This is a genomic window from Bacillus luti, from assembly GCF_001884105.1.
Lineage (GTDB): Bacteria > Bacillota > Bacilli > Bacillales > Bacillaceae_G > Bacillus_A > Bacillus_A luti.
On the sequence record NZ_MACI01000018.1, the window covers coordinates 34,676 to 48,990 of the forward strand.

General features: G+C 34.8%; 11 protein-coding genes. 6 read left to right on the forward strand and 5 right to left on the reverse strand.

Annotation, left to right across the window (positions count from 1 at the left end; all coding sequences use genetic code 11):
• Nucleotides 1-109 precede the first annotated feature (109 nt).
• On the reverse strand, nucleotides 110-1,639 hold the full coding sequence (locus tag BAQ48_RS04980; protein ID WP_071710211.1) for a cardiolipin synthase: 1,530 nt from the start codon (nucleotides 1,637-1,639) through the stop codon (nucleotides 110-112).
• Between the two features lie 183 nt (nucleotides 1,640-1,822).
• Between BAQ48_RS04980 and BAQ48_RS04985 the strand changes: the two genes are divergently transcribed.
• From BAQ48_RS04985 to BAQ48_RS04995, 3 genes are all read left to right on the forward strand, one after another.
• A complete protein-coding gene (locus BAQ48_RS04985; protein WP_071710212.1) occupies nucleotides 1,823-2,059 on the forward strand; it encodes a hypothetical protein in 237 nt (78 codons plus the stop codon).
• Nucleotides 2,060-2,088: 29 nt separating this feature from the next.
• The gene (locus tag BAQ48_RS04990) at nucleotides 2,089-2,421 is read left to right on the forward strand and encodes a cobalt transporter (RefSeq protein ID WP_071710213.1); all 333 of its coding nucleotides are present in this window, start codon (nucleotides 2,089-2,091) and stop codon (nucleotides 2,419-2,421) included.
• A 493-nt stretch (nucleotides 2,422-2,914) separates the two neighbouring features.
• Nucleotides 2,915-4,618, forward strand: a complete 1,704-nt coding sequence (locus BAQ48_RS04995; RefSeq protein ID WP_071710214.1) for a putative bifunctional diguanylate cyclase/phosphodiesterase — start codon at nucleotides 2,915-2,917, stop codon at nucleotides 4,616-4,618.
• A gap of 30 nt (nucleotides 4,619-4,648) precedes the next feature.
• On the opposite strand, the gene BAQ48_RS05000 is transcribed toward BAQ48_RS04995, so the two are convergent.
• Complete coding sequence (locus BAQ48_RS05000) at nucleotides 4,649-6,046, reverse strand: amino acid permease (protein ID WP_071710215.1); 1,398 nt, start codon at nucleotides 6,044-6,046, stop codon at nucleotides 4,649-4,651.
• A 449-nt stretch (nucleotides 6,047-6,495) separates the two neighbouring features.
• Between BAQ48_RS05000 and treR the strand changes: the two genes are divergently transcribed.
• From treR to treC, 3 genes are all read left to right on the forward strand, one after another.
• On the forward strand, nucleotides 6,496-7,206 hold the full coding sequence (gene treR / locus BAQ48_RS05005; RefSeq protein WP_071710216.1) for a trehalose operon repressor: 711 nt from the start codon (nucleotides 6,496-6,498) through the stop codon (nucleotides 7,204-7,206).
• A gap of 140 nt (nucleotides 7,207-7,346) precedes the next feature.
• Complete coding sequence (treP, locus tag BAQ48_RS05010; RefSeq protein WP_071710217.1) at nucleotides 7,347-8,774, forward strand: PTS system trehalose-specific EIIBC component; 1,428 nt, start codon at nucleotides 7,347-7,349, stop codon at nucleotides 8,772-8,774.
• Between the two features lie 13 nt (nucleotides 8,775-8,787).
• Nucleotides 8,788-10,449, forward strand: coding sequence for an alpha,alpha-phosphotrehalase (treC, locus tag BAQ48_RS05015; protein ID WP_071710218.1), 1,662 nt, complete (start codon nucleotides 8,788-8,790; stop codon nucleotides 10,447-10,449).
• Nucleotides 10,450-10,480: 31 nt separating this feature from the next.
• Here treC and gerKC read toward each other — a convergent pair whose 3' ends face one another.
• The 3 genes from gerKC to gerKA are packed head-to-tail and all read right to left on the reverse strand — an operon-like array spanning nucleotide 10,481 to nucleotide 14,175.
• Nucleotides 10,481-11,605 (reverse strand): spore germination protein GerKC, encoded by a 1,125-nt coding sequence (gene gerKC, locus BAQ48_RS05020; protein ID WP_071710219.1) that lies wholly within the window; start codon nucleotides 11,603-11,605, stop codon nucleotides 10,481-10,483.
• A complete protein-coding gene (locus BAQ48_RS05025) occupies nucleotides 11,586-12,692 on the reverse strand; it encodes a GerAB/ArcD/ProY family transporter (RefSeq protein ID WP_071710220.1) in 1,107 nt (368 codons plus the stop codon). Before BAQ48_RS05025 ends, gerKC begins: the two co-directional genes overlap by 20 nt.
• Entirely contained in the window at nucleotides 12,673-14,175 is a 1,503-nt protein-coding gene (gene gerKA, locus BAQ48_RS05030) for a spore germination protein GerKA (protein ID WP_071710221.1), read from the reverse strand. Before gerKA ends, BAQ48_RS05025 begins: the two co-directional genes overlap by 20 nt.
• Nucleotides 14,176-14,315: the final 140 nt, after the last annotated feature.

Here is a 14,315-nt window from a genome sequence, read left to right on the forward strand (position 1 = left end):
TTATTTTCATAAAGCAATACATCTTATGATAACTTGTTTTAATATGGTATGCAAAGAAAAGGAGAGGGACAAATATAAAAGAAAAAGCAATCAATAGTACACTGATTGCTTATAGTAAAGGAGAAATGAGTCGCATGAAAGACTCTAATATTCGTTTTTTTATACTTCTTTTTTGGAAAGCGTTCCATTTAATTTCAGTGGAATGCTTAAAGTCTTCTTCAAAATCACGTTTAATATCATGAACAGTTTCTGACTCATAAAGAACACCAATAATTTCATAATTTAATTCAAAGCTGCGTACATCCATATTTGCTGTTCCAATTGTCGCGACTTTATCATCTACGAGTACAATTTTTGCGTGCATAAAACCATCTTTATAACTGTAGATGGAAGCACCAGCTTTTAAAAGTGGAGTGAAATAGGATTGCGATGCTTGATCGCTAATGATGCTATCACTTTTACCTGGGTATAAAATGCGTACATCTATGCCGGAAATCGCACTTAAGCGTAATAATGTTAAAGTTTCTTGGTCTGGAATAAAGTATGGTGTAGCGATCCAAATAGATTTTTTGGCAGATCCCATAACAGCTAGTAATGTATTACGAATACTTTTATCATCTGAACTTGGTCCGCTCGCTACAATTTGTACAGCACCGTCTGCATTCAAAATTTCTTTACCTGGGAAGTATTCTCTATTCATAAATTGCTCCCAAGAATAAGTATTCAACCCGCTAGAAGCATAGAGCCAGTCTTCTAGGAAGATTGCTTGTAATTTATATAACGCTTTTCCTTCTATTTTTAAATGACTGTCACGCCAAACTGGGAATTTTTTTGAACGGCCAAGATATTCGTCACCGACGTTGAGCCCGCCAGTAAAACCAATTTCTCCATCCACAATGACGATTTTACGATGGTTACGATAATTGACTGTTTCAAGTAACCAAGCTGAAAAAATAGGGTCAAATTCTACAATTTCAATACCAGATTCTTTCATAGGTTGTAAAAATCGTCTTCTTAAAGTATTACTTCCAAGTCCATCATAAAGGAAGCGTACAATAACACCAGCTTTAGCTTTTTTTATTAACGCATCTCGAACTTTTGTACCAATCTCATCAGATTTATAAATATAGTATTGAATATGTATGTGATGTTTTGCCTGCTCGATAGCTTGCAAAATCTCTGAGAATGTTTGATCTCCGTTTGTTAAAAGTTGTGTAGTTGTTCTATCTGCGGCAGGACCGCCTCCAAATTTTTGCACGACTTCTGTTAAATGTAAGGAACGTTCATGTAATGGGACTGTGAGTGATAATTCTAGTCTTCTTCCTTCTAAAATTTCACGGAATAATTTTCTTTGTTCTTCTGAGCGATGGAGATGCTTTTTTCTTCTCCAGCGGCTACGACCGAAAATAGAGTATAAAAGTACACCGACAATCGGTAGAAGCGCTAATACTAAAAACCAAGCTAATGTACTTTGGGGAGACCTATTTTCGATAAAAATAACAAATGAAATCCCTACGATTGTAATAGACCATAGGGCACCAACAAATGTATATAGCGAGATAGCCGATATATCTAAAAGTAAGAGAACGATAGATACAATTGTAAATACTAATAATAATTGAACGATAGGTTTCTTCATTTTTATATAATTCCTCTAATCTTCCTTGAATATAGACTTTTTAAATAAGAGATGTAATGTGACATCTTTATTATAAAGTGTTTTTTATTTTTTACAAAATATAGGTATTTCCCTATACTTTCCGCATTTGTCCTACATACAGTATCTTATTACGTCTTTATATAGAAAAGGGGGATGAATACAATGTATGGTCGTCCAATCGGAGGATTTGGTCACGGCGGTGGTTTTGGGCATGGAGGCTTCCAGGGTGTTTTTGGACACTCGCCGTTTTTTGGCGGAGGTTTCTTTCCTGGATTTGTAGCAGGTGCATTACTAAGCCCTGGTTTTGGTTATGGGGGATATAGTTATCCGTATTACCAGGATTATTCTTACTATACAGGTTATCAACAAGATCCATATTATTCATACAACACCTATTAAGGTGAGGAAATTGAAAAGGAGAGGGGAAAATGAACTATATAGAACATAACGGTTTGTATTATCGTAATCATCATGGAGGGCACCATAATCACGGCGGACATAATCATCATGGTGGACACAATCATTATGATCATCATCATCATCATCATCATCACGGTGGTGGATGGGGCTGGGGAGGTGGCTCTTGGGGTGGCGGATTTTTCCCTGGAAGTTTTGCAGGAGGCGTGTTAGGCGGGCTTACAGCAGGTGCATTAACCGGTGCAACAAGTGGAGGCTATTATCCAGCGCCGTACCCGGTAACATATCCAGCGCCATATCCAGCACCATACCCAAGTTATCAGCAAATACCATACCAGTATTAAACTAAAAAAGAGGTGAACCTCTTTTTTTAGTTTAATAATGTATTTATTTATAAAATACTTCCAAAATAAAGGTGAAAATATGTTAATATTTTGTTATTGTAATTCAAAAACGTATATACCAATTTAGATTTTTATATCATTATTCGTGAATAGTTGTATAGTATGTTTGAACTTCTATTCTGATGTGTAAGGAATGGACGTTAAATATAAGCGGAATTAGTAAGAAATAGGTTTTGAAAAGAGCGAGTTAAAGGAACGTAAGAGAATGAGTGCAATATAATAAGGAAAGAAAATTAAAGAGATGAAAAGCTACTACTTATAATTGAAACGGTATTATATTGCTTTTTATTACAAATAATATTATGTTATTTTAATCGACCTATTTAAAACTATTGTTTATGTAAAGGTCTATTATGAGAAAATGAAATATCTCTATTTCTATGAAGAGAAACAAGTTGTGTTTTAGTCAGATAGGAAGCAAGGAGAGATGAGCATGCTAGAACAAAGAGATCATGCATTGTATGACTCTTCATTGCGAGATTTAAAGATGGCATTAGATGAGTCTTCAATTGTTGCAATTACAGATCGAAAAGGTCTTATTACATATGTAAACGATAAGTTTTGTGAAATATCTAAATATACAAGAGAAGAGCTAATAGGAAAAGATCATCGTATTTTAAATTCAGGATATCATCCGAAAGCATTTTTTCAAATACTATGGAAGCGTATTTCGAATGGAAAAGTTTGGACAGGAGAAATTCGAAATCAAGCAAAAGATGGTACATATTATTGGGTTAAAACAACAATTGTTCCATTTTTAAACGAAAAAGGAGAGCCATATCAGTTTATTGCGATCCGAAATGATATTAGTAGTAGAAAAGAAGCAGAACAAAGATTGCGGTTAAGCGAAAGTCGTTATAGAGAACTTGCATACCATGATGCGTTAACAAGTTTACCAAATCGTTTACAGTTAATTACGACTGTAAATAAGATGATTGTAGAGAAAATAGAATTTGGTATGATTTACTTTGATTTAGATCGTTTTAAATTAGTGAATGATACGTTAGGTCATATGATAGGAGATTTACTTTTAAGTGAAGTCGCTTCACGCTTGCATTATGTGTTAGGCGAGAAAGATGTTCTGGCTAGGCTTGGTGGAGATGAATTTGTACTGTTAACCAAAAAACATACACAAGATGAGATGAGGCAGCTAGCGACATCTGTATTGTCATGTTTTCAGGCACCATTTATGCTGGAAGGTCACGAAGTATACATTTCAGCTAGTCTAGGGCTTTGTTCTTATCCACAAGATGGACAAGATGTGGAAACACTATTGAAAAATTCGGATTTAGCTATGTATAGTGCGAAAGAACAGGGTAGGAACGCGGCGTGTTTCTTTACAGATGAGTTACGTGCCAAAATAAATCGTAGAATGAAGATTGAGTTTGCTTTGCAAAAGGCAATTCGTGATGAAGAATTAGATGTGGCGCTGCAACCTATCATTGATTTGAAAACGAAGAAATATACTGGTGTTGAGGCTTTAGCACGTTGTTCGACAGAAGAAGGACCTATTTCACCAGGCGAATTTATTCCAGTAGCTGAAGAATCTGGTCTTATTATAAAATTAGGAGACTGGGTGTTAGAAAAATCATGCCGCTTGTTTAAAACATTACCAGAGTATGAAGAAGGATTAAAATTATCGGTTAATTTATCGATACAACAATTAATGCAAAAGCGTTTTATTTTGTCTGTACGTAGTATTTTAAGAAGAACAGGTTTTCCACCGAATCGTTTAATTTTAGAAATAACGGAAAGTATTGCTGTTCGCCATTTTGATTATATTATCGCTACATTACAAGAAATCAGAAGTATGGGCATTTTAATTGCTTTAGATGATTTCGGAACTGGTTATTCTTCTTTATATTATTTAAAGCAACTACCACTTGATATCGTGAAAATTGATCGTAATTTTATTCGTGAATTTCATTATGAACACGCGCAACCAGAGCGTACAATTGTAAAATCTGTTATTGAAATTGCTCATAGTTTAAATTTAGCAGTAGTTGCTGAAGGGGTAGAAAACGTAGAACAAGAAAGTTTACTTCAATCCATGGGCTGTGATTATGTACAAGGATTTTATTATGCGAAACCTTTATCTGTAGGAGAGTTAAAAGAAAAGTTAATTACAGATTTTTAATAAAAAAGAGAAGCTAGAAGCTTCTCTTTTTTAATTTGTTTTTTGTGAGTCTCTCATTAGTATTGGGTAAAGAATCAGACCTAATATAAACAACCCAATTCCTAAGAAGAACGTTTTTAAATCAGCAGTTCCCGTTTTGATAACCCAAATGGAGTATACCAATGCCAATATAGTAATGATTCCATCTTTTACTCGAGAGCCAGGCATTATATCGTACGTTTCTCCTGTAATAACTAATTTTAATTGGTACAGGGTAGAAACAAGGTATGGAATTAAATATGCTAATGTTGCTACAACGATAGCGAAATTATAAGCTTCTGATACAGTACCAGAAATCGTTGAGAATAAGAAAATTTGCGTCATCACATTTGTAATAAATAATGATTTTGAAGGACTACCTTTTTTATTTGTTTTTGCGAACAATTTAGGGAAAAGTCCATTTTTTGCTGCCTGGTAAGGTACTTCTGAACTCACAACGATCCAGCCCACTGTAGATCCAAATAAAGATACAAGTGCAAGTAAAGCCATGATGTAGGCACCTTTATTGCCAATTGCTAAATTTAATGCGTCTACTAATGGTTTTTGAGATTCTTTTAAAGCATCTTGCGGAAGAGCTCCCATTGTAAGTAAAGTAATTGACATGTAAATAAGAAGGGCAATGATTAAGCCGAAAATCGTAGCCTTTTTTACATCGCGCTGAGATTTTGCACGATTTGAAAGCATTACAGCAGACTCAATACCGATAAATGCCCAAAGTGTTGCGATAGCAGCTGAATTAATTTGTCCACCTAACGAGATGGATTGTCCTGCCTCATTCATAAATGTTTGACCGTCTCCGAAATTAGAAGCATTGAAAATGAATAATGTGATTACAATAAACATTGTAAATCCAATAATTTTTGCGATAGTAGCAAGAAGGTTCATATTACCAGCCTGGTCAATATTTTGAGAAAGAATATATTGAATTCCCCATAACATAAGGCTACATACGAGGAAAGTTAATCCTTTTCCAAGTTCGAGTGAAAATCCGTTCGTTGAAAAGAGAATTTGCTTACTTTGTAAAACTGGAAAGAATGTTGATAAATATCCAGCAAAGGAAATAATAACAGATGCTGTTGCAGCCCAGTTCGCAGCCCAATATCCCCATGCCATACTATATCCTGCAACTTTACCCGCCTTTTTTGAAGGGAACATCGCTTGAGCATAGCTTTGTGGCCCTGCTTTTAATTCTGGTTTTCGGATTGCTAAATTTCCAAATACGAGTGCGATCATAAATACGCCAAGCCCTGTAATACTCCATGCGAGTGTAGAACCCATTGGACCTGATACATGTGCTAAATTTGCTGGGAGCATAAATACGCCACCGCCAACCATATTCCCAATAACAAAAGCTGTTAAAATCCATAATCCCCATTTTTTCGTTTCCATTTTTGTTAACTCCTTTGTAGTAAGTTTTGCTTAAACATCATTTTTTACTAGCTTTTTGGCAATAAAAAAAGAGCCATGTAGATAAAAAATACCTACATGGCTCTTCGCCTAACGTAGGTACAACGGGAATAACCCTTGTACCTACGCGTAATTTTTCCGCTAGGTTTCAAGGGTTACGTATGATGATGATGTTTTTGTGCAAATGTAACTACAATTGTTGTATAAGTAAGCATAGTTCTTTGCTCCCTTTCTCCTCTGATTTTGAAATTAGTATACTACATGCTTTTTTGAATGAAAAGAAAAATATAAAAATTTTTATAAAAATACGTTTTAGAGATTAAATATTTATCTTTATTTTTCCTATACTGGAAAATAAGTGAGAGATTGGCAGAAGAGTGTAGCATGGTATAATACATATAGAATTAGAAGGTGACAAGGGGCTATTGTAGATGATGAGTAAGTATGAACAAATTTATACAGAAATCAGTAATTCTATTGATAATAAGCAATTAAAAGAGGGATGCAAAATCCCATCAGAAACTGAATTAATGAAGCAGTATGAGGCAAGCCGAGGTACTGTAAGAAAAGCAGTAGATTTATTGCAAGAGCGTGGATATGTGCAAAAAATTCATGGAAAAGGTGTTTTTGTATTAAAGCGAAAAAATATTGAATTCAACTTTGGTGGTATTGTAAGTTTCCAAGAAGAAAATGAACGTTTAGGACGTCATTGTATTACAGATGTCGTAGAAATGGATAAAATAAAAGCTACGAAAGATGTAGCAAAGTTATTAAACGTGAAAGAAAAAACAGAAATAGATCATATTAAACGAGTGCGAAATATTGATGGAGAAAAAGTAATTTTAGATATCAATCATTTTGTATCTGAGTTTATTCCAGGGTTAACGAAAGAAATTGCAACAGCATCAATTTATAAATACATTGAGAAAGAATTAGGGCTACATATTAGCTATTCGCAGAGGGTAATTGAAGTGCAGCCGTGTACAGAGGATGACAGAAAGTATTTAGATTTAAATGGAACAGACTATGTTGTCGTTGTGAAAAACTTTACGCATTTATATGATGGAAGTCAGTTTGAATATACAGAATCACGCCACCGTTTAGATATTTTTCATTTTTCGGATGTGGCACGGAGGAAGTAAAGAGGTGGAACAAAATATTGTTTCACCTCTTTTTTTTATAAAAAAACACAAACTCGTATATACGAGTGTTGACTAACTTATATATACGAGTTAATATGTAAGTGTAAACGGTATCAAAAAAAGAAAAGAGGGACGGGAACATGGGGAAAGACTATCGTAAAACAGCAGAGGAAGTGTTGCAGTATATTGGTGGAAAAGACAATATCGAACAAGCTGCGCACTGTGTAACGAGGCTCCGTATCGCTTTAAAGGATGAAAGTAAAATAGATAATGATAAATTACAGTCTGTTGCATTAGTGAAAGGAGCGTTTCATAACGCTGGGATATTTCAAGTTGTAATCGGTCCAGGAGATGTTGATCGAGTATATGCCGAATTGATAACGCTTGCAGGTATGAAAGAAGCGACAGTAGCTGATGTAAAAGATTCTGGAAACCAAAAGTTAAATCCAGCTCAAAAGTTTGTAAAAGTATTTTCAGATGTATTTATGCCGATATTACCAGCAATCGTAACAGCTGGTTTACTAATGGGAATTAACAATCTATTAGGGGCGAAGGACTTATTTTTTGAAGGCAAAAATTTATTAGATGTGTATCCAAACTTAAGTGGGCTTTGGGATTTAATTAATATGATGGCGAATACAGCATTCGTATTCTTACCAGCACTTGTCGGTTGGTCAGCAACGAAGCGTTTTGGTGGTAGTCCGATACTCGGGATTGTTATGGGATTAATGCTTGTGCATCCAGCCCTATTAAACGCGTGGGATTATGGAAAAGCAGCGACTGGTTTAGACGGGCAAAAGATTGAGTACTTCGATATTTTAGGATTATTTCAAATTGAAAAGGTAGGGTATCAAGGACAAATCTTGCCGGTCTTAGTAGCAGCATTCGTATTAAGTAAAGTGGAAATCTTCTTAAAGAAACATGTACCAAATGCAATTCAATTACTAGTCGTACCAATTACAACGATTGTCGTAACAGGTGTGTTAGCATTAGGGATTATTGGTCCAGTTACACGTCATATTGGAGATTTATTAACAGCTGGATTAGTAGGTGTATATGAAACAGTACCAGTAGTTGGAGCAATATTGTTTGGAGCATTGTATGCACCACTTGTAATTACAGGTATGCATCATATGTTTATTGCTATCGATTTACAATTAATTGCACAGCACGGTGGTACATTCATTTGGCCAATGATTGCCCTTTCTAACATTGCACAAGGTAGTGCGGCACTTGCGATGTTCTGGATTTCTAAAAATCAAAATGATAAAAGCATGGCATCGACATCAGCAATCTCAGCATATTTCGGTATTACAGAGCCAGCTATGTTTGGTGTGAACTTACGAAATAAATTTCCGTTTTATGCAGCAATTATAGGATCGGCTGTGGCAGCAATATTCATTACGTTAAATGGTGTATTAGCACCTGCTATCGGAATTGGCGGATTACCAGCATTTATTTCTATCATTCCGAAATCGATTCCAATGTTTATTGTCGGAATGATTATCGCAGTTGTAATCCCATTTACGTTAACGTGGTTATTTGCAAAACGAGTGAAACAGAAGTAGGAGGAAGTTAAACATGAAGGATTGGCATAAAAGTGTAGTCTATCAAATTTATCCGAAGAGCTTTAATAGCTATTACAATAAAGAAACCGGTGATATAAAAGGGGTTACAGAGAAACTAGATTACTTAAAAGAACTCGGAGTAGATTATATTTGGTTAACACCGATATACGAATCACCACAACATGATAATGGATACGATGTAAGTGATTATTACAGTATTGATCCATCTTACGGAACGATGGGAGAGTTTGAAGAGCTTTTAGAAGAAGCGAAAGCACGCAACATTGAAATTATGCTAGACATCGTTGTAAACCATAGTTCGACGGAGCATAAGTGGTTTAAGAAAGCGAAGGAAGATAAAAATAGTCCATATCGTAATTACTATATTTGGCGTGATGAAAAAAATAATTGGCAGTCTAAGTTTGGTGGGTCTGCTTGGAAATATGATGAGAAGACTAAGCAATATTTTTTACATCTATTTGATGAGACACAAGCGGATTTAAATTGGGAGAATGAAAAACTTCGTGAAGAAGTATATGATATGATGCGCTTTTGGCTTGAGAAAGGGGTAACTGGATTCCGATTAGATGTTATTAATTTAATTTCAAAAGATCAACAGTTCTTAAATGATGACGGAAGTACGGCGACAAGTGATGGCCGTAAATATTATACAGATGGTCCGCGTGTTCATGAATATTTACAAGAGATGAACCGAAATGTGTTTGAAGGGAAAGATGTAATTACAGTTGGAGAAATGTCATCTACGACAATTGATAATTGTATTAAATATTCAAACCCTGAGCGCAATGAATTAAGTATGACGTTTAGTTTCCATCATTTAAAAGTAGATTATCCAAATGGTGATAAGTGGACGAAGGCTGAGTTTGATTTTATTAAATTAAAAGAGATTATGTCTAATTGGCAAATTGAAATGCAAAAGGGCGGGGGATGGAATGCATTATTCTGGTGTAATCATGACCAGCCTCGTATTGTGTCACGCTTTGGTAATGATGGAAAGTACCGAAATGAATCTGTAAAAATGTTAGCAACGGCTATGCATATGTTGCAAGGCACACCTTACATTTATCAAGGCGAAGAAATCGGTATGACGAATCCTAATTTTGAGTCTATCGAACAATATCGTGATGTGGAATCGTTAAATATATATGATATAAAACAAGAAGAAGGCTTATCTAAAGAAGAGATTATAGGAATTTTAAAACAAAAATCTCGTGACAATTCGCGTACTCCGATGCAGTGGAATGAAGAGGTGAACAGTGGTTTTACAACAAGTACACCTTGGATTTCAGTTGCTGAGAATTATAAAGAGATTAATGTAGAAAAAGCATTAGAAGATAAAGAGTCTGTATTTTATCATTATAAAAAGTTAATAGAACTTAGAAAAACGTATGATGTAATTACAGAAGGAGAATATGCTATTTTAGATGAAAATCATCCTAAGATTTGGGCATATACTCGTACTACAGATAGTGAAGTGCTACTTGTTATTAATAACTTCTATGGAGAAGAAATAACGTACTCTGTACCAAAGCACGTTCAATTAGATGGCATGAAACAAGAAGTACTACTGTCGAATTATAAAGATTCCAGCAAGGATATTACAACCCTTAACTTAAGACCATACGAATCAATTGTATATCGATATACGAAATAAAAGGTTGTATGCCCGCGTGGCATACAACCTTTTATTTTAAGACCCCGCTATACAAAATGTTTACCTCTACCTCAGGTTTGAATTTTACTTTTGCATAATCTTTATTCCAATTTTTTTTCTTCCACAGATCAGGATGATAGGCGATAAGGTGTCTACCGATACCGAAAGCATCACAATTTGCTTTTTGTAGTTTGTTTGTTATTTTTTTCGCCTCTTTCGTAAGCTGTTTAGACAGTTCTTTATTTAGTTTTTCTCTGTCAGCCATTGTATACAGATTATCTCGCGGGGATTCAAGTGCTATCACTTTTAGTTGAAGCTGAATGTGAGCATAAACATTTCCTTTTTTATCTGTTTTTATTTTTAAGTCGCGTTTTAATTTCCGATTGCTCACTTCCATTGTTAAATAATCAGATGTCTTCTCTGATTCATCGCTAGTAAGTTTTTGAGTTATACGGGCACTTGTTCCCATCTTCCCAGTTAATAAAACGAATAAAACAGCTTGGTTTAGGGGTAAATGTCCAGTTAATTTGTCGTTATTAAATAAAGCTAATCCGTTTGTAATAACTTCTTTTCCTCTTACTTTTATAGAAGGGAGAGTGAAATCTTTACCGGGATCTAACATTTTTGTAGCAGCTGTTTCTAAAGTTTCTTTTGGAAATACACTCATATCTTCTAAGCTTTTCACTTTTTTCTTTAGAAAATCTCCAATTAGTAAATTTCCTACTTTCTTTTTTTCTAGTATCTCGGATGTTTCACCATCTACTGCAATAAGTTTTACTAAAGCAGTTGGGTTTGTTGGGTCCCGAAAGCTGACATCTAAATAGGGTAGTATACCTTTTTTTAAAATTTTGGTTCCTAGTAATTGAACACCATATTTGAAATAACGAATATTTCCAGTCACATTTTTTTTTAGGGCATCGCTTGTATCCCTTATGTTATGCCCGGTTGCTGAATGTATTTCATTCTCGAATGAAGATTGCTCTCCGCTTGAACTTTTTACGAGCTCGATTGTTTGCTGGAGTTTATTTTCTTCCGTAATATCATATCCAATGCTATAAGCTAATCTCGCTTCTCTTAATGGTTCTTGATCCCAACAGCCAGAAAGGAGGGAACTAGTACATAATATAAAAAGTAATTTAACTCTTTTTTGGAACATATTGTTCTCCTTTCTTATTTCTTATTACTGAATAAAGTAGAAATAATAGAGGGAGGACAACTATGAAAATATAGGTGAACTTATCAGTGAAAGTTGAAATTACTTTTAATTCTTCAGGTGTATCTATAAATAAGGCTACACTAAAAGCAATAATACCAACGATTGGAACAGCTTTTTTATGATTAGCAAGATTGAATATATGTCCCATTCCAATTGAAGCAGCACAATAATAACTAGCAATAGAAGCCGCAACTGTTATCATCCATATTGGTATGAATAGTAAATCAGTCCGGTCTATAATCCCGATATGTAAGGAACGTAATAAGTAAGCAACTGGTTCTGGAATAAGTTCAACTTGTTTTGGACTAAATACGATAAAGCAAATCCAAACAGTAAAAGTATAAAAAATAGTTACAAATCCATTGGCGATAGAAATGGCCTTCAGTTTTGCAATAGAACTCCCATTTACTTTTGGGAAAGCGATAAGAATAATTTCAAAACCATACATGGCTGTAATTGTTTCTTTGGATGCTTGAATAATATTCCACCATCCAGCTTCTGTAATTGGAAAAATATAAGAAAAGTCAGCCCGCGTGAGCCCAAGTCCAATTAAAAGTGCCATTGGGACAATAAGAATAGAAGCCATGACATAAAATCGCACAATTACTTTAAATGTATTATAGGCTACATAGCAACAAGCTATTGTAAATAGAATGAGAATGGCAGACCAAGGAGTGGCTTGTAATATCCAAACTTTTATGACATTACAAGCATTTAACATAACCGTCATACCAATAAGAGTAAAATAAAAAACATAAGCAAAACCTAATAGTTTTCCAAACTTATTACCAAATAGCATACAAACACTTTCATACATATCTGCATCAGGAAATCGTTTTAAGAAAAGCCACATAAGTAAAATAATAAGTTGAATCGCAAGCCCAGCAATGAGAGCGGAAATCCATCCGCCTCCTTTTGCTATTGGGTGAAGACGGTTAGGTAAAGAAAGTATACCAACCCCGATTTGGCATTGAATAACGAAAAAGGTAAATTGAACAAGCGAAATTTTACTTTGCGTGTTTGTCACCGTTCTCATCCTCTCTCGTTACATGTTGTCGTTGCATTTTTTTCGGTTTTGGATCATGTGGTCGTTCCCCAAATGACCAAATTGGTAGTCTTACAAAAGAATCTTTCATATCTTTTATTCGCATTGGAGCAATAGGAGAAAGATATGGTGTATGAAAAGAATGAAGCTGACATAAATGAACAAAAGTTATAATCAAGCCAAATGAAATTCCTACATATCCGAATATCGCAGCGAGAATCATTAATGGAAAACGAAGAATTCGAACTGCTGAACTCATATCGTTTGATGGAACGAGAAAAGATGAGATTGCAGTTAAAGCTACAACGATGATCATCGTATAAGAAACAAGTCCAGCTTTTACAATTGCATCACCAATTACTAAACCGCCTACAATACCAATTGTTTGTCCAACTCGGCTCGGTAGACGAATACCAGCTTCTCGTAATAACTCGAAAATTAGCTCCATTAAGAGAGCTTCGAAAATAGGAGGAAGTGGTACTTTCTCTAATGAAGCTTTAATTGTATACACAAGTTCAAGCGGCAATACATCAGGATGAAAGGCTACGGTTGCGATATATATAGCCGGTAAGAGAAAAGCAATTAAAAAACTCACTAAGCGAATCATTCGGACGAAAGAACCGACAATCCAGCGGTTATTATAATCATCTGGTGATTGATAGAAAGCAAATAACGTAACAGGAACGATGAGCGCTGTTGGATCTCCATCAGATAAAATAGCAACTCGTCCTTCCATTAAATTTGCTGCAACTCTATCTGGACGCTCTGTATTTAATTGCTGCGGAAATGGTGAGAAAGACGTATCCTCTATAAATTCTTGTATATATCCTGGAGGCATAAGTGCATCTGTCTTAATCGTTTCTAATCTTCTTTTTACTTCTGTAACTAAATCGTCATTCGCTATGTTTTGCATATAAGCAATTGCCACTTTCGTGTGCATTTCTTCACCAAGTGTGAAATATTTAACGACGACGTTTGGATTTTTTATGAGTTTACGAATGGAAGCTAAATTCGTTGCTAAATCTTCTACAAATCCAGTATGCGGTCCACGTACAATACCTTCATTATCAGGTTCTGTTATATCTCTTTTTAAAGATAGAGCCGTTTCGAAAATACAAAAGAATTCGACTTGATCATGAAAATATAATGATTTACCTTGTAATAAAAGCTGTACACCATAATTTAAATTTGTTTCTTTTTTCATATTTAATGTGGAAAAAACTTTATCTAAAGACAGTTCGGATCGAGTTAATAGAGGCTCAAGAGCGAGCTGATGAATTAAATTTGGGTCTGCTAAAGATTCGATATATAAGATTGTTCCTTTTCCATTTTGAAAAGGAACATCTAGTTTTTTTATATCATCTGAATGGGAAAGTTTGTTTTCGATGTAATTAATGTTCTCCGGAAGTGATGGAAACATATGCTTTTTGTTATTATCTTGTTGCGAACTTTCCTGTTCGGTCATAATTTCCACCTCTTTTAAAGTACAATTGTTTCTGTTAATTTTTGTCGTTTGTGAGAAATTTATGCTTGAATTATTTTTAAAAAAAGAGGATTGAAAGTTACGTTACGTCATCTTTTATACTTAAGGAAACACGGAGTAGA

Bases quoted from the DNA above. Each gene is read 5' to 3' on its own strand.
- BAQ48_RS04985 (WP_071710212.1), top strand. From the start codon at position 1,823: ATGTATGGTCGTCCAATCGGAGGATTTGGTCACGGCGGTGGTTTTGGG.
- BAQ48_RS05000 (WP_071710215.1), bottom strand. From the start codon at position 6,046: ATGGAAACGAAAAAATGGGGATTATGGATTTTAACAGCTTTTGTTATT.
- treR (WP_071710216.1), top strand. From the start codon at position 6,496: ATGATGAGTAAGTATGAACAAATTTATACAGAAATCAGTAATTCTATT.
- gerKA (WP_071710221.1), bottom strand. From the start codon at position 14,175: ATGACCGAACAGGAAAGTTCGCAACAAGATAATAACAAAAAGCATATG.
- BAQ48_RS04980 (WP_071710211.1), bottom strand. From the start codon at position 1,639: ATGAAGAAACCTATCGTTCAATTATTATTAGTATTTACAATTGTATCT.
- gerKC (WP_071710219.1), bottom strand. From the start codon at position 11,605: ATGTTCCAAAAAAGAGTTAAATTACTTTTTATATTATGTACTAGTTCC.
- treP (WP_071710217.1), top strand. From the start codon at position 7,347: ATGGGGAAAGACTATCGTAAAACAGCAGAGGAAGTGTTGCAGTATATT.
- BAQ48_RS04990 (WP_071710213.1), top strand. From the start codon at position 2,089: ATGAACTATATAGAACATAACGGTTTGTATTATCGTAATCATCATGGA.
- BAQ48_RS04995 (WP_071710214.1), top strand. From the start codon at position 2,915: ATGCTAGAACAAAGAGATCATGCATTGTATGACTCTTCATTGCGAGAT.
- treC (WP_071710218.1), top strand. From the start codon at position 8,788: ATGAAGGATTGGCATAAAAGTGTAGTCTATCAAATTTATCCGAAGAGC.